The following is a 17,874-nucleotide window of genomic DNA, read 5'->3' on the forward strand; positions in this document are numbered from 1 at the left end:
CAAAGTTTTTGGAAGGAAAGAAGAGAATGGAAAAGAATAAAACAAGAAATGTGTCTGTGATAAAGGATGCAGACGGAAACAGCATTGTGATGATAAATGACATCATATTTAAGGGAAAGAGAAGCCTTAATTGGGAAGATGTGGAGCAATATCTCAAAGATTATGTTGGAGATTTTTATTCAATAGCTGGAGATGGAGAGATTGTTTTCATAGGAACAAATCTCCCGGGTGAATATTCAGGTTCAATTTATACAAAAAAACTTAAAGGTGCTGCCGCCAAAGCTAAAGCAAATGCTGCTCAGGGAATTCCGGAAATGATAGAAATAGCAACAAATGGGGTGTTTGAGGAAAATAGGAAGAAAAAACATGGACGTGATGCAAAAAACGGATGGTACAGATATGATACAAGATTCGGGCTGCCTGTTTACGGTGATGATGGGGAAATCAGTGGATACAACATATTCCACGCAAGACTCTTAATTAGGCATGCGGCAAGCGGAAAGAAATATTTATATGATGTTATGGAAATAAAAAAAGAAACGAGCAAGTCCTGTCAGGCTGATGCCCTACCCGGTGATAAACCCATTTCTTGATTCTTATCTTAAAGAGGTTTGGAATAATTGTCAACAGAAATTTGGAGGGTTACTTATTTATGAAGACTAAGAAGACTAAATGCTATATCTATACCAGAGTTTCTACTGCTATGCAGGTTGATGGATATAGTTTGGATGCTCAGAAAGAAAAGCTCAAACGATATGCAGACTATGAAGAAATGGAAATAGTAGGTGAGTATTCTGATGAAGGTCATTCTGGTAAAAACATAAATGGACGACCTGAGTTTGTAAGAATGCTTCAAGACATCGAAGATTGCAAGGATGATGTAAGCTATGTCCTTGTATTCAAACTTTCAAGATTCGGAAGGAATGCAGCTGATGTTCTTAATTCATTACAGTTAATGCAGGATTTTGGAGTAAATCTCATATGTGTTGAGGATGGAATTAACAGTGCTAAAGAGTCAGGTAAACTCATGATCTCAATTCTTTCTGCGGTTGCAGAACTTGAACGTGAAAATATCCTTGTTCAAACTATGGAAGGAAGAAGACAAAAAGCCAGGGAAGGCAAGTGGAATGGTGGATTTGCTCCATATGGATATAAACTTGTTGATGGTAGCCTTGTCATTGCAGAAGATGAAGCAGAGATGATACGCCTTATTTTTGATAAATATATTCATACGGATATGGGAGCAAATGGTGTGGCAGAGTACCTTAACAATCATGGTCATAAGAAAAAACAGCGACAGAATAACACGCTTACCACCTTTGCTCCATCATTTATAAAAGGTGTTCTTGATAATCCTGTTTATATGGGAAAACTGGCATATGGGCGCAGGGCAACAGAGAAGATTCAGGGAACAAGAAATGAGTTCCACGTTGTAAAGCAGGACGAGTTCCCAATATATGAGGGTGAGCATGATGCCATTATATCAGAGGAAGATTTCATGCTTGCTAAAGAAAAGCGTGAACGCACTGGTTTCAAGCATGAGAAGACACATAGCCTTGAACATGAGCATATTCTTTCGGGTATTCTTAAATGTCCTGTATGCGGTGGATCTATGTATGCAAACGTAAATCGTAAAAAGAGGAGTGACGGCTCATATTATAAGGATTTCTTTTATTATGCTTGTAAGCATAGAATCAAATTAGACGGACATCATTGTGACTATCACAGGCAGTGGGGTCAGGATAAGGAAAATGCTGCAGTGGAAGAGACAGTCAAGAAAATGGTAAATAATCCAAAGTTCAAAGCTGCTTTAAAAGCAAAGATAGGAGCTAATGTAGATGCAAGCGAACTGAAAGCGGAGCGTGAAAGTTACAGAAAAAGCCTTCAGCAGTGTATAGGAGCAAAAAATAAGCTAGCCGCACAGATAGATGCACTTGATGTTACTGATAATTATTATGACAGAAAATATCAGGATATGCAGGAGCGATTAGATGCGCTCTATGATCAGATGGGGGATATAGAAGAAAAGATAGAAACTGTAAATAAGAGAATCGAAAACCTTTTGCAGGAGCGACTTTCAGCGGATACAATTTACAAAGTGCTAATTCAGTTTGATAAGCTTTATGATAACTTTACGGATCTTGAAAAAAAGAAATTCATGCAGTCATTTATTGAAGAAGTGCAAATATATGAGCAGCCAAAGGAAAATGGAAGATTCCTAAAGAGCATATCCTTTGCATTCCCTGTGTACTATAATGATAAAGAGTTTACTACTATTGCATTTGGTGAAGATGCACTAAAAGAGTACGCAGACAACCTGACTAAAGAGAATCTTGTTGGTTGGGACAAAGAAATAACAGACGAAACCGTCGTTCTCTTAACGAAGACAAGCGCCAGTGAAGGCTGAGTGTTACAGGCGCGGTTGTTCTGGCGAGCCCCGTATTTCGGGCGAGAGCAGAACTTCATTGTGAAATAGTGGTGAGACATGACAAGCGCATAACCAAATCGATTTACTTATCTGAGATTATTCTATTTACCACGGCTGGCCATCCAGCGCCAGCCGCGTTTCTAATTCACGTAGCAAATCAGTTTGTTGCGATCGAATATTTTTCAAGGAATATTTTTCGACTTTATCAGAATGAAAAAGGCTTAGTTTACTGTCTAAATCTATGTGTTCTAGTTTTCAACAGTAGAATTCTATGGTGTATTACGGTTGATTTTAATAGTTTTTTCAAATTGGATCGTAATGTTTGTGAGGCGATTACGGCAGAAAAATGATATGTGTGGAAGTCGACAGTAGGTAAAGAATGCTTACTACGTGCGGTATTTACATTTTGATGATATTGACCGTAATAAGATTCTTGGTACTACTGTCGATAAATACACATTGGTAATAGACGACCGTAATTGGTGTGCAATTACTACTGGCGGAATTGGGTAAATATTTAGAAAGACCGTAACGGCCGAGATAATGTTACTGCCGAAAAAGTAGATAATGCCAAAAGAGAACGTAATGAGTGCTATAAAAGTAAAAAAAGAGAAAAAATAAAAAAGGAAATAATTAGTAGATGAATGGACTAAAAGAATTATTAGAAATAGAGAAGAACCGCTTGATAAGGATTAAATCTGTCGTAGATAACAGACTTATTGAAGTGCCTGAAGGGGCGTTAAGGATATCAACATCCAATAACTGTACACAATTCAAACAAAGTATAGAAGCGAAGAAGAAACTGATTTACATAAAGAAAGATGATAAGCAACTTGCCTATCGCCTCGCTCAAAAATCTTACGACCAGAAAGTTCAAAAACTTGTAGACAGGCGCTTAAAGCAGTTGGACAAGCTTACTGAAGAATATGAAGACATCGAGATAGAAAAAATCTATGACAAACTTCATCCCATAAGGAAAGCATTGATACAGCCAGTAGAAATTCCATGGGAACAAAGACTTGCTAAATGGAAGAATACTCCGTATGTAGGAAAAGATTTTGCACCTGGTATGCCTGAAATCTATAGCAAGAAAGGGGAAAGAGTCCGCTCTAAATCAGAGAAGATATTAGCTGATACCTTTTATAATATGGGAATTGAATACAAGTACGAGTGCCCAATAAAACTCAAGGGTTATGGAGTTGTGTATCCGGATTTTACATTTCTTAGGAAAAGAGACGGCAAGGAAATCTACTGGGAGCATGATGGAAGAATGGATGATCCTGACTATGCAGAAAAAGCTATTAGAAAGATCAATACTTATATTGCAAATGGTATTTTTCCAGGTGATAATCTTATAGTATCTTATGAATCATCTGGAACGGTTTTGAATGATAGGATTGTTGTAAAGATGATAGATAAATATCTTCGATAGTATTCTTCAGCGGTGATGCATGATTTAATATAAAGAGGTCCAGAAATAAGTTTTGAATAATTCGGGATAAAGGGGAAACGTGGCATCAAGTATTATACATCTGGCAGTTACTAACGAGCTTATTAAACACCATGCCTTTAAGGATGAAAACAGACTTAAGCTTGGAGCTATTCTTCCTGATGCAGGCAAAGGTAAAAAAGGTCATTTAAACAAGTAAATTTGGGGACGAAATAAAAAGTCTTATGATTTCGAATTATTCAGAGATAAGTTCGGAGAATTGATGAGGCAGGACGACTTATATCTTGGGTATTATCTTCACCTTGTTCAGGATATGTGCTACAGGCACTTTGTATATGACAAGTACCACTGGAATCCCATGATTCCAGGCAATGTAGAGAGCTATTTTTCGACAATAGGCATTAGCAGTGATGAACAGGAAAAGATAAAAGCAAAACATACAAAAAGCTTTTGATCATGATGGATAAGTCTATAAGAATGGGAAAATATTAAAAGGAGACCCACATGCATTGACCTTGACCTAAGGGGAGGGTATATCATTAACCCATAATAATTGACCTGGAGGATGAGTATGAAATTTAAGTATTGTGCTGAATGTGGACATGAATTACATGATATAAGGCTCGGCGATGACGATTGTAGGATTTGTCCTTCCTGCAAAAGAATATACGGAAACAATCCGCTTCCTGTTGTAGAGGTACTTGTTGTTAACGAGTTTAATGAGATCCTGTTACTTAAGCAAAACTATATATCGGAAGATAAATGGACTGTAGTATCAGGATATATGACCGAAGGTGAAACAATAGAAGAAGCTGTAGCAAGAGAAGTTAAAGAAGAAACCGGGCAGACTGTAACCGGATATCAGTATGTTTCAAGCTACTATTTTGAACCTAAAGGCCTTATCATGATAGGCTTCATTGCCTATGTGGAAAAGGCTCCTTTTGCAGAGTCCTGTGAAGTTGATGATCTCAAGTGGTACAAGATTACAGAGATAGAAGATGTGATTGCAAGAGAGAATAACTGCTCAGGTATGCATTTTGATATGTGTAAAAAGTATTTGAAAATGTATCCAACAAGAGAAGAAGCAGAACAGCTAATAATAGATGCTGAAAAGTGTAATCCGGGTAAATGGGTCACACATAGCAGAATAACAGCACATTGCGCAGAAAGGATTGCGCAGTATAGTGGAATGGATGCCGATAAGGCATATGTTCTTGGACTTTTACATGATATAGGCAGGAAGTTTGGAGTGTTTCATCTAAGGCATGTGTCAGAAGGATATAAATATATGATGTCTCTTGGCTATGAAGACGTTGCAAGAATCTGCCTCACGCACTCTTTCAACCAGGACAAGATAGAAGCTTATGTGGGAAACTTTGACACCTCAGAAGAAGATACGGAGCTGATTCGTATTAAACTTAAAGAAACAGTTCAGGATGATTATGACAAGCTTATCGAGCTCTGCGATGCTATAGCAGGTGCTGAAGGTGTAATGGACATCATAGACAGAATGAATGATGTTAAAAGCCGCTACGGTTCATATGATCCGGATAAGTGGCAGACAAATCTAAACCTTAAAGAATATTTTGAGAAAAAGATGGGCTTGGACTTATATGTTGCTGTAGACAAAGAAAATTATAAACCATCTCTATGATAATATTTTTTATGATGAGGCCATAAATAAATTTTATGAAAAGCCTGTTGACTCTTCCCTTAGGGAATCCCTTAAGGTGGTTTTATAAACAAATAAGGAGGTTCCAAAAATGGAAAAGAAAATGACATCAGGAGAAATGGCAAAGAAAGCGGGAGTATCACAGAAGGCAATACGTCTTTATGATGAAAAAGGGCTACTTAAACCCACCGAATACTCTGAAGGTAACTATCGTCTTTACGATGACGCAGCACTGCAGATTTTGGAAAAGATTGTGGCACTTAAGCAGATAGGGTTTTCCCTCGAAGAAATCAGAGATAATCTAAAGAGTGGTGAAGCCAGTGACATTAAGGGCGCGCTGGAAATTCAGCTTCAGAAGATGGAGGAAAAGAAATATCAACTGGAGAAGATCACTGACGCAATTAAAAGAACTTTGGCACGAAAGGAAGAACTTGACTGGGATGACGTTGCAGAAATCGTACAGTATGTAAGTGTTGACCAGTCTGCTGATGAGCGCCACTGGGATGCTCTGAAGCATACAAGCGGAGAACTTGACTGGTATGTGAGAATCTTCAATTCTCTTGATCTTAAAGACGGAAAAAGAGTTCTTGATCTGGGATGCGTATACGCTAAGCTTTGGAGAAACAATTGGACTGACATTCCCAAGGGAACAAAGATTACAGGGTATGACATTCACGGCAGCTGGGCAGATGATTTTGCAAGGTTCATTCCTGAGAACAAAGATAAACTGCCTGAAGGCGCAGACATTAAGCTTGAATTTGCAGATCTTGAGGATGAGAAGACCTGGGATAAGATTGATGAAAATGGCGAATATGACGTAGTTATAGCTCATTACCTTGATTCTGAGATAAAAGATATCGAAGCTATCGTGGCACATGCCAGCAAGGTAGTCGCAGAGGATGGTCTGTTTTCTTTCAACGGTGCTAACGTGGCAAACTGGAACAATCTCTTTAAAGAAGCTATTGAAGCTATTGGTGGAAACTCATCATTTATAGATGAAACAATAGCTAGTCAGACCGAGAAGAGAAATCAGTACATAAGCATGATGGAGAAGTATTTTGCAAGGGTGGAGTCAGTTCTTTTGCCTAATTTTTGGCATTATACTGAGGCAAAAGAAATCGTGGAGAAGATGAAGGGTTACTACAGTGCTCATGGGAAAGCTATTGCCGGATATGAGAACAAGCTCCTTGCATATTTTGAAGATAAAATTGAAAAAGACGGTGAGTTTGTGCTTGAGGCAAGAAGCCAGTTCTGGCATTGCTACAAAAAGTGACCGGATTCAAGAAGAGTGTCAACATTAAGAGATACATAGCCTTGCTTAAAAGAGAGCAACTTTTTCGAAAACAGAAATAGTTGTCCGCTATTTCTTCACCACTTTACCCTAAACTATGTAAAGAGGGGGAAACATATCAAAGCCCAGTAGCTACGCAGTATGTTTAAATTAATAGCGGTAGTACCGCATGTTGAGACGGTGGTATTGCTGACAAAGACTGAACACATTTAAATAGAAAGACACAAGTGGCTTAACGGTGCGCTTTGTGGTTAACGTTAAAAGATGTTAGCACGCAGAGATGCACCGTTATTTTTATGCCATTTTGAAAGTGTAGGGAAATTGAACTACGAGAAGGTTGAGACGGCGGTACTCCATGATTTAAAAAATGAATACTGTTTAACGATAGCAAAGGACCTTTTAGTTCTGGCATGATATAATTGTTTGGTGAGTATTTTATATTTTAAATCATAAGCATGATCTTGAGAGGATAACTAAAAAGCTTGATGAGCTTAAGGTTTCTTATTCTAGGATCATCACTGAGGATAGCATCCGTAGCTGGAACAATGGAAAATACCAAGTTGGACTTATCCATCATGCATCAGCAGGTCATGGCCTGAACTTGCAGCAAGGTGGAAATATCATTGTTTGGTTTGGACTTACTTGGTCACTTGAGTTGTACCAGCAAACAAATGCAAGACTCTGGAGGCAGGGACAGGAAAATAAAACTGTTGTTGTAGAACATATCATTACAGCCGGAACTATTGGTGAGGATATTTTGGATGCATTAACAGGTAAGGATAAAAGCCAGAACGCGCTTATCAATGCTGTTAAGGCGCAGGTTGGGAGGAAATAATATGACCGTAAAAGAGTATTTGTCGAGGGCCTACTACTTGGACATGAGAATCAGAAGCTAGGCAATGCAGATAGCAGAGCTTGAGACTTTGACCACAAAGGTTAATGCAGCCCTTAGTCCAATAAAGGTTCAGACATCTAATGATAATCACAAGATGGAAAGTACTGTCATAAAGATGACCGAGTACCAAGAAGAGCTGAACAACGATATGAAAAAGCTCATACAGGTTAAGCGTGAGACAAAGGAAATCATTGATACCGTAACCAATGATGAGTACAGAGTTTTACTTGAGCTTCGCTACCTGTCATCAATGCGCTGGGAGGAGATAGCTGTCGAAATGAATTACAGTATCGATCATGTTTTTCGTTTGCATCGCAGAGCACTTAAAGTAGTAAAACTTCCTGCAGCATAAACATGACAGTATATACCATAAAAAGACAGTAAGACATTATGATATAGTTAAGATGGAAAAATTGATAAGAGCCTCGAAGGACAAACATCATTTGGGGCTTTTGTAATCATAAGAAATAAGTACCTCTTTTATTGTATAATTAACAGCATAGGAGGTAATGAGCTTATGAGTAAAGAAGAATACCAAAAACTGATCTCAGACATTGAATATATAGTTGCTAACCATTGCAAAACAAATGATGGAGATAACTACCGCTACCCCGTATCTTTTGATGGCTGTTCATTAGGAGGTAAAATTGAAGGTCGTATCCCAGATGAGGATTATATTAAATTAGAGTATAGATTTGGAATACACACCCTAGAGATAGGAAAAGCATTAGAAGAGATCATTGATTATTTTAAAGACAATTATGATATTGATGAACCCGGTTTATTTGATATGTTAGATAAATAATAGTTTTAGAACGATGAAGCCTCAAAGGATATAAATCCTTTGGGGCTTTTTACGTGTGCGCCTAGCGGCGCACGTTTCTAACGGGTTAAAGTCCCGAATCCGCCCGGTAGTGGGAAGGATATAGCCGAAGGCAAGGGTGTCCGCCGCGAGGTGGAATCTGAAGGAAGCTGGATGTGAGGAACATACTAACTCACGGGCAAATCTCTGGTCTGACGAACAGAAATCTCATATAAGGTCATGCATGAGGGTAAGACTGCACGACAAGCCGAAGCCCAATAACTACACGGAATCATGCATGATAAATGAGGCAGATGGATGGAGAGGAAGAAACGTGTGGTACCTAGGGAGGTCTGTGTGAAATGCTCTGAAAGGAGTAACCACCGTACAAGGAAACGAGGCGGTGCTGAACGCACAGAAGTCAGCAGAGGTCATAGTAGCCGAGAGGTGAAGGACTGAATCAATAGGAGTCTTAAGTATGACCGAGAAAGGAGGAATGACCGCTAATGGCAGAAAACATAGATAATAATGGCTGTTCACAAAGAGATAGTGCGGAACACGAAGGGTATGCGAAAGCGCTTAGGTCATTCAATCGGATATGGAAAGAAAGAGACAGTGCACAGCCGAAGCTCTTGGAAGCGATACTGTATAAGGATAACTTTAACAGAGCGTACAAAAGAGTTAAGGCAAACAAGGGAGTGCCAGGTATTGATGGTATGACCATTGAAGAGGCACTTCCGTACCTTAAGAAACATCAGCAGGAGTTAACTGACCGCATATACCGCGGTAAGTATACTCCATCGCCAGTCAGGCGAGTTGAGATTCCAAAACCAGATGGAGGTGTGCGTAAGCTTGGCATACCTACTGTGATAGACCGAACACTCCAACAGGCAATAACTCAACAGTTAGTGCCAATCTATGAACCATTGTTCGCGGAAGGAAGCTACGGCTATCGCCCAAACAGAAGCGCAAAGGACGCTATACAGAAGGTAAAAGAATACGCAGAACAAGGTTACACTTTTGCAGTAATCTTGGATTTATCAAAGTATTTCGACACCTTGAATCATGAAATCCTTATCAATCTCCTCAGAAGGAATGTGAAGGATGAACGTGTAGTTCAACTAATAAAGCGTTATCTGAAAAGTGGGGTAATGGAAAATGGAGTGGTCATTGATACAGAAGAAGGTTCACCGCAAGGTGGGAATTTATCTTCACTCCTTGCGAATATCTACCTCAATGAGTTCGACCAAGAGTTTCTGAGAAGGGGTGTGCCCTGCATAAGATATGCAGATGACATCGTTCTTCTAGCGAAAAGCAAAAGAGCATCAGAGAGACTCTTGGAAAGCAGTACAAAATATCTCGAAGAGAAACTGAAGTTAACAGTAAATCGAGAGAAAAGTCGTACGGTCAGCGTGTTTGCAATCCGAAATTTTAAATTCCTTGGCTTTGCATTGGGAAGGAACGGAAGTGGCGTTTTCGTCAGGGTTCATCCAAAGTCATTGAAGAAGTTTAAGTCCAAGCTGAAAGACTTATCTTCCCGTAAGTCTGTTCAGTCCATCAAGCCGAGCCTTGAGAAAATCAAAGTATACGCTAGAGGATGGCTTAATCATTACGGAATAGCAAGCATGAAGAACAGCATAGATGAAATCAATGGATGGCTCTATCACAGAATACGTATGTGTATATGGAAGCAATGGAAGAAGCCCAAGACAAAGGTGCGAAATCTGATTAAGATGGGTGTACCCGAGGACTTGGCGTACATGGCTGGAAACAGTCGGCGCGGACATTGGTTTACCACGCATACAGTCGCAGTCAATATGGCTATGACAAAAGAAAGACTGATAAACAGTGGCTTTTATGATTTAGCCACAGCCTATCAGTCTGTGCACGTCAACTATTGAAAGCGCCGTATACCGAACGGTACGTACGGTGCTGTGAGAGGACGGCGGTTAGTCACCGCCTCCTACTCGATGGAGGAACATGCCAAGAAGAGCTTTACATCCTTGTCAGCATCCCGGATGCCCTAACATCTGTGAAGGTAGATACTGCGATGCACACAAGATGATGCATCCCAACAACGATAGAATGAATGCTGCTGAGCGTGGTTATGGAAGCAAGTGGCAGAAAGCAAGAAAAAGGTTCCTGGATAGACCAGAGAACTTTTTTTGTTTGGAGTGCAAAAAGGAAGGAGTTTTTACGAGGGCAATCAATAAAGGACAGGTCAACCAATATTATGTTGAAGGAAATCATGAAGCTATTATTGATACTGAGACTTGGGAAGCGGTGCAAGAAGAGCTAAAAAGGCGCGAAGACTTTATGCGTGATCACAACAGTAAAAGGTACAACTACGGTAGTGACCCTAATCCATTTTCAGGAAGAGTGTTCTGCGGCGAATGCGGAAGCAGATATGGAAGATATACCTGGCCGGGCAGAGGAATTCATCAGTGGCAGTGTTGTAACCATCGTGTGGAAGGTAAACTTATATGCCGGAATGCATTTGTGGACCAGAAGAACTTAGAAAGAGGCTTTGTACTCGCTTATAACGAGTTCATAACGGATAAATCCCGGTTTGAAGGATGGAAAAAAGAAAACAGAAGCCCTTTAAAACACCTCAGGGCCAGACAACTTTTAGAACTATCAAAGCAGGAGCCTTTGACGGGGATGGTAGAGGAGTTGGCGGAGCTTGTTGTATGGGAAGTCATAATCCTCGGAAAAAAAGAATACGAATTCACTTTCATGGATGGAAGCAAAGTAAAGGCTACAGTCGAGTGATGGACTGTGGCCTTATTACTGTTTTTGAGATTTTTGATTGGAGTAATTATATCTTTTAATATTCAAAGAATTGAACAGTAAGCAATTTAGCATGTTACTCTTATTTAGTGAATGCGATTGATGTATAAACGTTTGATATTTGATGCTATATCAAGTCATTGATGCTAAAATGATTATATATTGTTGTTGATTAAGGAAAGCGGTTTGAGATGGATAATAACAATCTATTAGGAAAGAATATAAAATGTCTTCGTAATTTTTTTGGTGAAACACAGTCAGATTTAGGTAAAATATTAAATTTGGAAAAAAACACTATAAGTGAATACGAAAATGGTAAAAGAACTCCTATAACTGAAACTATGGTTAAAATTGCTGAACATTATGGGATATCTGTAGAAGTGATGATGCATTCAGATCTTTCACCGATGGTGAAAATGATGAAGAATACTCCATTTATTGAGAATTTGGTTGGACCTAATAGTTATATATTTTATCCTTCATTTGTGAGTGAAGATTGTTTAGACACTGGAAATGACCATTTGAACAAGGCGTACAATAAAATAAGGTATATAAAAAGAAATTTAGGAAATTACGAAGAAATCTCGACGACCATATTTTGTGATACGCTTATGGAACTAATCACTGCTTCAAATGAAGAAAATGGATGTAATATGGAAATACATGCAAATATCTTATGGACTATTTTTATGTGGTGGTCGGCTTTTGTTGACATAGAAATACAACGGAATATTAAACAAAAAATAATGTTAAAGAAGATTAAAGCATCAGATTTATTGGGGATTGATGAGAAAAATTCCGCTGTAATGAATAATAAACGAGTCGATTTTTTGAAGACCAATGAAATATATATCAATACGGCAATAAAGATACTTAAATCACGTGAAGAATGGGCTGATTTGGGTGACTATTATATAGCGTTTAGATATTTGACAAACATGGTAGACACTGATTTCCCGGCGAACTTAAATAGGACAATTGGACAAGAGATGATGCTTTCATGTATAAAAATGGGAAACAAATATGCTATTAATATTTTGAGCTATTTTATGGATAATCAAAATCCTTTTAATTAGGCAGAAGCCTGCAGTTGTTATATACTGCAGGCTTTTTTAGTTCTCAAATTTCGAACTTAAAATTTAAAAATCTCTGTTATATTACGATTACAAGATGGTAGTCTACCTTTTTACTTGGGAAGTGGATACTTATAAGTAAAGATGCATCTAAGATACTTATTTGTCACAAAATTTAAGTAAATAATAATTGGAGGTATTTAACATGACACATAATAAGATAATAATTGATTATTTAAATGAGAAACTTGAAATCCAAAATTTTTATGAGCTTACAAGAGAGTATTACAGAAATCTTAGGTTGGATTTTTCTGAGATTATTTCTGTTAAGCAAGCGGTTGTTAATGTTTATAAATACGGAGAGGTTCATTTTGTTTGTTTTGAATACTATACTTATTGGAAGTCATGGAGCGGTATGTTTGATAAAAGTTATCGTAACAAACATATAATATGTCAGGATAACCTTAATGAGATTTTGAGCATAATATGTTCATATAGTAGTCAATATGGGAATATAAATTCATTGATTACGGGAACTGATGAAGAAAAGAAATTGTTTGAAGCTTTATTGTATAAGTATGACAGTAAGCGCGCTTACCGTTTTTGTAATGGTTATAATATTCGTGATTATACTTTGGTTTCTGAACAAGATTTTATAAAAGCCAGCAAAGAAATTGAGGATATAAATGGGGCTAGACTCCAAGCAAAAAAGCTCTCTATATATGAAAAAAAATATAATAATATTTTATCTGGTGGTAAATGGGATTTAGGTAGTACAGACATTCCACAGGAGACATTTGATAAATGGGTAAAGAAACAAAATGATAAAATTTCGAAGGCTTCTTTGTTATATATGAAGATCGCTGATACTAAGTTGTATTCTTCAGAGGATCTTATGACTATAAAAGATAAAGTTGAAACTAGGAAGAGGCAGTTGAATTGTTGCATAATCGAATTTGAACGAAGAAAGTTACAAGACGATTATGGCGATATTGCTATTACAAAGGAAAGATTATTGTCTCAAATAAATGAAATGACATTTAATGACGCACGTGAGCTGTATAAAAATTTTAAGCGTAATTCATATGAACTTAAAGGAAAAACTGAAGAAATCAATTCTAGTGTGCAACCAGTCCTAAATGAGTACATTAGTTTTTATGAGAATGCAGCTAACTTTGTTAGTAATTATTTAAATCAGATAAATAAAAAAAGGAATGGTTTGAGACCGATACCTGAAAAAGATTTATTGAGCATGTTTAACTATTTTTATGGAACAAATGATTATTTGGAGGTTATTCAAAAACGAAAAGAGTTAAATTATGGTTTCAATAGGGAAAAAGGAAGAAAAGGTGAGCGTAACGTCAATTATGCATTACAATGGTTAAGCAGGGACTATGTGGTTTTGAATGATGGCAATAGTATTACATTGAAAAATGATGAATATGGTCCATACAGACAGGAATATGACAATATAGTTATTGGACCCCAGGGAATTTTCCTTATCGAAACAAAATACTATTCAGGGGAAATACGTGTGAATAAAAATGGTGATTGGTATAAGGTAAAGGATTCAAAGACATGTGGCATTTCAAACCCCTTACAGCAGATAGAACAGCATGAGAAACTCATGGGATCTATTGTAGGAACAGATATTCCAATAACTAACATTATTTGTATGGCACACCCAAAGGTTATCATCAAGGGGCGAAAGAATTGTCAGGTTCCAATAGTAAGATGTGATAGGATTGCCTACTATATTGAGAATAATAAAACAGATAAAAAAACACTCACTGATTTAGATATACAACATATTAAGAAAAAAATAATGGAACATAGCGTACTTAACGGAAGTATAATACAAAGTATAAGTTGAGAAAAATCTCAAATAATAATGGTATAAAAAATACACTTTAGGATAACAAGAAAAGAATATATAGTTATAAAAGCAGGCGCTTTTTATTGAAAAATAAAGAAGCATCTGCTTTTTTATTTGATGTGAGGGGAGGGTAGAAGTTTTACCCTCTATTATTTTACCTATTAATAAAGCTACTTAAAATGGAGGCGGGTGTCTAAATTATATGATTGGCACATACATTATGCTGAAAGGCCCTGTTTTATTGGCTTTTCAGAGAACGTAATTGGAATAAATACATAGTAAATGTTGAAATAATGAAAAGTGTATAAGAAATTATCAGAGGTGGGGTATTAAAATTTGGCGTAATTAAAAGATTTGGCAAAATACTTGATTGCTCTAAATATGATTCACAGATATAATGAATAGTGTGTTTTATATGAGATCTTTTACCTTTTCGAAAGAGGATGATTTTGGAAGTGTCCTGATTATCGTACATATCGAAAGGGTATTGTTTTATTATGAAAAGTAAATGAAAAATAGAAAACTAGAAAATAAGAAAGAATATTAGATAAATAAATGGAGGTTTTTTGCAATGAAGGCTAATGAGACTACTTTGATTGAACTTATTGGTGTAAGGAAAAGGACATTTAGTATTCCAGTTTATCAAAGAAATTATGATTGGAAGGCTGATAACTGCAAACAACTTTTTTATGATATTCAAACAATTGCAGAAAGTGGAAAGGATCATTTTTTAGGAACAATAGTATACATACCGGATAGAAGTACAGCAACAAGTCCAATATTCATTGTTATCGACGGACAACAGAGAATAACTAGTGTGATGCTTTTTATTAAGGCATTACATGATTCTATCGATGATCCTGAGGTTAAAGAAGATATAGAAGATGATTACCTAAGAAATAGTAAAAGTGGAGGGGATTATAGATTAAAACTTAAGCCAATCGAATCTGATCAGAATGTATATGAAAAACTCATGATGCAGAATGATTTCAATGAGGACAGTTTTACCCCTGCTGAGAAGCAGACTGTAATATATAGGAATTATGATTTATTTAAAGACCTCATAAATGAAAGTAGTGTGCCTGCTAAGGAGCTATATGAGGCTGTATTTAAACTTGAAATAGTTGAAATTCAGTTAGATAAAGAAAATCCTCAAGAGATATTTGAGAGCTTGAATTCTACAGGATTAGACTTGAGTAACGCCGATTTATTGAGAAATTATCTTCTGATGTCATTGGATTATGATCAGCAGCAAGATTTGTATAAAAGGTATTGGATCGAAATCGAGCATATGCTTGGGAATGATCAGATTGAGCCTTTTATGACTCACTATTTAATATTGAAAAAAAAATCGGATTCAGTAAGTCTAGAAGGCAAGAGAGCTCATATAAACCCTGGAAATTTGTATAAGGCTTATAAAATGTATCTTTCAGATATTGAGCAGAAAGATGGCTATCTAGAAGAATTGCTGGCCGACATGAAAAAGTATGCGACATATTACCAGCACTTTGTTAATTTTGATGTATCACGCAATGGAGTAGATAAAAAGCATAGTGAGATATTTACGCAGTTTAATAGCCCTTCCATAGCAATAACATTGATGTATTTTTATGATTTGTTGAGTGCGGGTAAGATAAGTCTATCTGAATATGAGAAATCTTTAGATATTTGCATTTCTTATTTATTCAGAAGCAGAGTATCAGGGCATAATGTTGGTCCACAATTTTCAGCTTTATTAATTCAATACTTTGAAAGAAGTAAAGAGGTCTCGTTCATTGATAAGGTATGGGATGCATTTAACAGTGGAAAAGGAAAAAATGCTTTTCCTTCAGATGAGAGCTTTAAAAAGAATCTTCAATCTAAGGACCTGTACTTAGCATTACGTGCTTCTGGCATGAGATATTTATTATATAAACTTGAAGAAAATCTCTCAAAAGAAGTGGTAAGGGAAGAAAATGCAACGATTGAACATATTATGCCGCAGACATTAAGTAGTGAATGGAGAACATATTTAGCTAAGCAGAATGACACTGCCTATGATTTATATGTGCACAGACTAGGTAATCTTACACTTACAAAAGAAAATAGCAAGTTATCTAATAATTTGTTTAAAGACAAATTAGATGAATATAGTGAGTCAAATTACAAACTTACTAGGCAGTTGACTAAATATAAGGAATGGACTAGTAAGGAAATTCAGTTAAGATCATTAAAACTTAGTGAATCATCAACTGAGATATGGCCGCTTCCACGGAAGTACAATGATCTTATTTCAAAAGATGAGTTAAGAGAGGGGATGGCTTATTCTCTAGATGACGACCTTGAATTATTTAATGGGACTAAGCCAGCGACAGTAATGTTTATGGATGAGGTGTTTACCGTTAATAGTTGGATGGATGTATATATAAATGTTCACAGAAGGTTATATGAAATTGATTCTACCCCTTATACATCTTATTTGTTTACTGACGATAATATCAAGGAACAAGTATTAACCGATTCTGAAGAAGGATTCGCTAAGACATCTAAGATTGGTGAGCATTCATATCTTAATATGACATTCAGAAATACTAGGCGTATGCTGCGTAAGCTTAGATTGTTTATTGACTATTTTATGGACAATACCCACAGTATCAATAAAGATCTAGTAGAAGAACTGGTATTTGAACTAGCTTAAAAATAGGTGAAGAAAATGGCAAATTTAAATAGTATTAACAGTATAACAATTCCAACTACTTTGTTTCAAAAGTGGGGGAATATTTGGCAGGGTAATATAGATTCCAAAGGTAATGCTAAGAGCAGCAATTGTTTTGATAAAAAGCAAGGTATGGATTTTGGTAAGGAGATTGATCCAATAATCGCCAATGAGTTTGCTGCTATGCTCGGAGGAATATAAGAGAATTCTATGGATTCTAGTATATAAGGGAAGTTCTAGTGCAGGAAGATCTTTTTAAGAGGGCTGACTGATGCCTTGAACACTGGTTTATAAAGATGAGCATGTCATTTGTGGCATGTTCATTTTTTTGTACTTGTGTCATGCTACGATCTGATTGTAAAGAGAAAGAATCAGATGAGGAGGGCAAGAAAATGTTAACTAGCGAATTTCAGTTGATTGATAACGAAGGAAACGTTATTGCCAAGAAACAAGTGCTGGGACACTTACAAGGTAACACCCGGAAAAAAGCATACATTCCCAAGAGGCAACTTATACTTTTGAGTGCGCCTACTGTAAAAGGTACTTTTTAGCATATTGGAATAAGTTTAGAAAATACTGCAGCCATGATTGCTATGTCATGGTGAATAATCTGGGGCTATTTGAGCCGCCTGTCCGGTGAAAATGAGCCATCATTCCGTTTTGGGATGAGCCACTCTACCGGTGTCATTGAGCCACTATCTTGATCTAACTAAAATGAATATATGCGCGTTATTGCGTAAATTCATTTTAAGGAGGGTCAAGTTTATGACCAAATATCGAGAAATCCTAAGACTTAAAAGTCTGGGATTCAGCGAACGGAACATTGCTCTATCGGTTCCATGTTCGCGAAACACTGTGTCCAAGGTTGTAAAAAGCGCAGAAGAAAAAGGAATCTCCTGGCC

At 36.9% G+C, this 17,874-nt stretch carries 15 protein-coding genes and 1 pseudogene; all 16 read left to right on the forward strand.

Annotation, left to right across the window (positions count from 1 at the left end; translation table 11 throughout):
* The first annotated feature begins 26 nt into the window (after positions 1-26).
* The 16 genes and pseudogenes from BM146_RS07600 to BM146_RS07680 all read left to right on the forward strand — a co-directional run bounded on the left by BM146_RS07600 (position 27) and on the right by BM146_RS07680 (position 17,173).
* Positions 27-593: a hypothetical protein gene (locus tag BM146_RS07600; protein ID WP_074886752.1), complete on the forward strand. Its 567-nt coding sequence runs from the start codon at positions 27-29 to the stop codon at positions 591-593.
* 59 nt (positions 594-652) lie between these two features.
* Positions 653-2,407 (forward strand): recombinase family protein, encoded by a 1,755-nt coding sequence (locus BM146_RS07605; protein WP_074886755.1) that lies wholly within the window; start codon positions 653-655, stop codon positions 2,405-2,407.
* 661 nt (positions 2,408-3,068) lie between these two features.
* Complete coding sequence (locus tag BM146_RS07610; RefSeq protein ID WP_074886758.1) at positions 3,069-3,860, forward strand: hypothetical protein; 792 nt, start codon at positions 3,069-3,071, stop codon at positions 3,858-3,860.
* A gap of 79 nt (positions 3,861-3,939) precedes the next feature.
* Complete coding sequence (locus tag BM146_RS19440; protein WP_177201620.1) at positions 3,940-4,077, forward strand: hypothetical protein; 138 nt, start codon at positions 3,940-3,942, stop codon at positions 4,075-4,077.
* A gap of 63 nt (positions 4,078-4,140) precedes the next feature.
* Positions 4,141-4,332: a hypothetical protein gene (locus BM146_RS07615; protein ID WP_074886762.1), complete on the forward strand. Its 192-nt coding sequence runs from the start codon at positions 4,141-4,143 to the stop codon at positions 4,330-4,332.
* Positions 4,333-4,449: 117 nt separating this feature from the next.
* Positions 4,450-5,532 (forward strand): NUDIX domain-containing protein, encoded by a 1,083-nt coding sequence (locus BM146_RS20005; protein WP_242949363.1) that lies wholly within the window; start codon positions 4,450-4,452, stop codon positions 5,530-5,532.
* A 109-nt stretch (positions 5,533-5,641) separates the two neighbouring features.
* Positions 5,642-6,823 carry a MerR family transcriptional regulator gene (locus tag BM146_RS07630; RefSeq protein WP_074886766.1) on the forward strand — a complete coding sequence of 394 codons (1,182 nt, stop codon included), beginning with the start codon at positions 5,642-5,644 and terminating at the stop codon, positions 6,821-6,823.
* Positions 6,824-7,292: 469 nt separating this feature from the next.
* Positions 7,293-7,676: pseudogene (locus tag BM146_RS20400) on the forward strand (ATP-dependent helicase); the annotation flags it as partial.
* A 64-nt stretch (positions 7,677-7,740) separates the two neighbouring features.
* Positions 7,741-8,088 carry a DUF1492 domain-containing protein gene (locus BM146_RS07640; RefSeq protein WP_083413449.1) on the forward strand — a complete coding sequence of 116 codons (348 nt, stop codon included), beginning with the start codon at positions 7,741-7,743 and terminating at the stop codon, positions 8,086-8,088.
* A gap of 165 nt (positions 8,089-8,253) precedes the next feature.
* The gene (locus BM146_RS07645; protein ID WP_074886772.1) at positions 8,254-8,541 is read left to right on the forward strand and encodes a hypothetical protein; all 288 of its coding nucleotides are present in this window, start codon (positions 8,254-8,256) and stop codon (positions 8,539-8,541) included.
* A 503-nt stretch (positions 8,542-9,044) separates the two neighbouring features.
* Positions 9,045-10,439, forward strand: coding sequence for a group II intron reverse transcriptase/maturase (gene ltrA / locus BM146_RS07655; protein ID WP_074886775.1), 1,395 nt, complete (start codon positions 9,045-9,047; stop codon positions 10,437-10,439).
* Positions 10,440-10,518: 79 nt separating this feature from the next.
* Entirely contained in the window at positions 10,519-11,310 is a 792-nt protein-coding gene (locus tag BM146_RS07660) for a recombinase zinc beta ribbon domain-containing protein (RefSeq protein WP_074886778.1), read from the forward strand.
* A gap of 209 nt (positions 11,311-11,519) precedes the next feature.
* Complete coding sequence (locus BM146_RS07665; protein ID WP_074886781.1) at positions 11,520-12,404, forward strand: helix-turn-helix transcriptional regulator; 885 nt, start codon at positions 11,520-11,522, stop codon at positions 12,402-12,404.
* Between the two features lie 202 nt (positions 12,405-12,606).
* Entirely contained in the window at positions 12,607-14,274 is a 1,668-nt protein-coding gene (locus tag BM146_RS07670) for a nuclease-related domain-containing protein (protein WP_074886786.1), read from the forward strand.
* A gap of 574 nt (positions 14,275-14,848) precedes the next feature.
* Positions 14,849-16,954 (forward strand): DUF262 domain-containing protein, encoded by a 2,106-nt coding sequence (locus tag BM146_RS07675; protein ID WP_074886789.1) that lies wholly within the window; start codon positions 14,849-14,851, stop codon positions 16,952-16,954.
* Positions 16,955-16,969: 15 nt separating this feature from the next.
* The gene (locus BM146_RS07680) at positions 16,970-17,173 is read left to right on the forward strand and encodes a hypothetical protein (RefSeq protein WP_074886792.1); all 204 of its coding nucleotides are present in this window, start codon (positions 16,970-16,972) and stop codon (positions 17,171-17,173) included.
* Positions 17,174-17,874: the final 701 nt, after the last annotated feature.

Origin of the sequence: Butyrivibrio proteoclasticus, from assembly GCF_900115735.1 — a bacterium.
GTDB lineage: Bacteria > Bacillota > Clostridia > Lachnospirales > Lachnospiraceae > Butyrivibrio > Butyrivibrio proteoclasticus_B.

What these genes read in the sequence shown, in the direction of transcription:
- BM146_RS07600 (WP_074886752.1), top strand. Translation starts at nt 27, where the DNA reads ATGGAAAAGAATAAAACAAGAAATGTGTCTGTGATAAAGGATGCAGAC.
- BM146_RS07605 (WP_074886755.1), top strand. Translation starts at nt 653, where the DNA reads ATGAAGACTAAGAAGACTAAATGCTATATCTATACCAGAGTTTCTACT.
- BM146_RS07610 (WP_074886758.1), top strand. Translation starts at nt 3,069, where the DNA reads ATGAATGGACTAAAAGAATTATTAGAAATAGAGAAGAACCGCTTGATA.
- BM146_RS07615 (WP_074886762.1), top strand. Translation starts at nt 4,141, where the DNA reads ATGAGGCAGGACGACTTATATCTTGGGTATTATCTTCACCTTGTTCAG.
- BM146_RS20005 (WP_242949363.1), top strand. Translation starts at nt 4,450, where the DNA reads ATGAAATTTAAGTATTGTGCTGAATGTGGACATGAATTACATGATATA.
- BM146_RS07630 (WP_074886766.1), top strand. Translation starts at nt 5,642, where the DNA reads ATGGAAAAGAAAATGACATCAGGAGAAATGGCAAAGAAAGCGGGAGTA.
- BM146_RS07640 (WP_083413449.1), top strand. Translation starts at nt 7,741, where the DNA reads ATGCAGATAGCAGAGCTTGAGACTTTGACCACAAAGGTTAATGCAGCC.
- BM146_RS07645 (WP_074886772.1), top strand. Translation starts at nt 8,254, where the DNA reads ATGAGTAAAGAAGAATACCAAAAACTGATCTCAGACATTGAATATATA.
- ltrA (WP_074886775.1), top strand. Translation starts at nt 9,045, where the DNA reads ATGGCAGAAAACATAGATAATAATGGCTGTTCACAAAGAGATAGTGCG.
- BM146_RS07660 (WP_074886778.1), top strand. Translation starts at nt 10,519, where the DNA reads ATGCCAAGAAGAGCTTTACATCCTTGTCAGCATCCCGGATGCCCTAAC.
- BM146_RS07665 (WP_074886781.1), top strand. Translation starts at nt 11,520, where the DNA reads ATGGATAATAACAATCTATTAGGAAAGAATATAAAATGTCTTCGTAAT.
- BM146_RS07670 (WP_074886786.1), top strand. Translation starts at nt 12,607, where the DNA reads ATGACACATAATAAGATAATAATTGATTATTTAAATGAGAAACTTGAA.
- BM146_RS07675 (WP_074886789.1), top strand. Translation starts at nt 14,849, where the DNA reads ATGAAGGCTAATGAGACTACTTTGATTGAACTTATTGGTGTAAGGAAA.
- BM146_RS07680 (WP_074886792.1), top strand. Translation starts at nt 16,970, where the DNA reads ATGGCAAATTTAAATAGTATTAACAGTATAACAATTCCAACTACTTTG.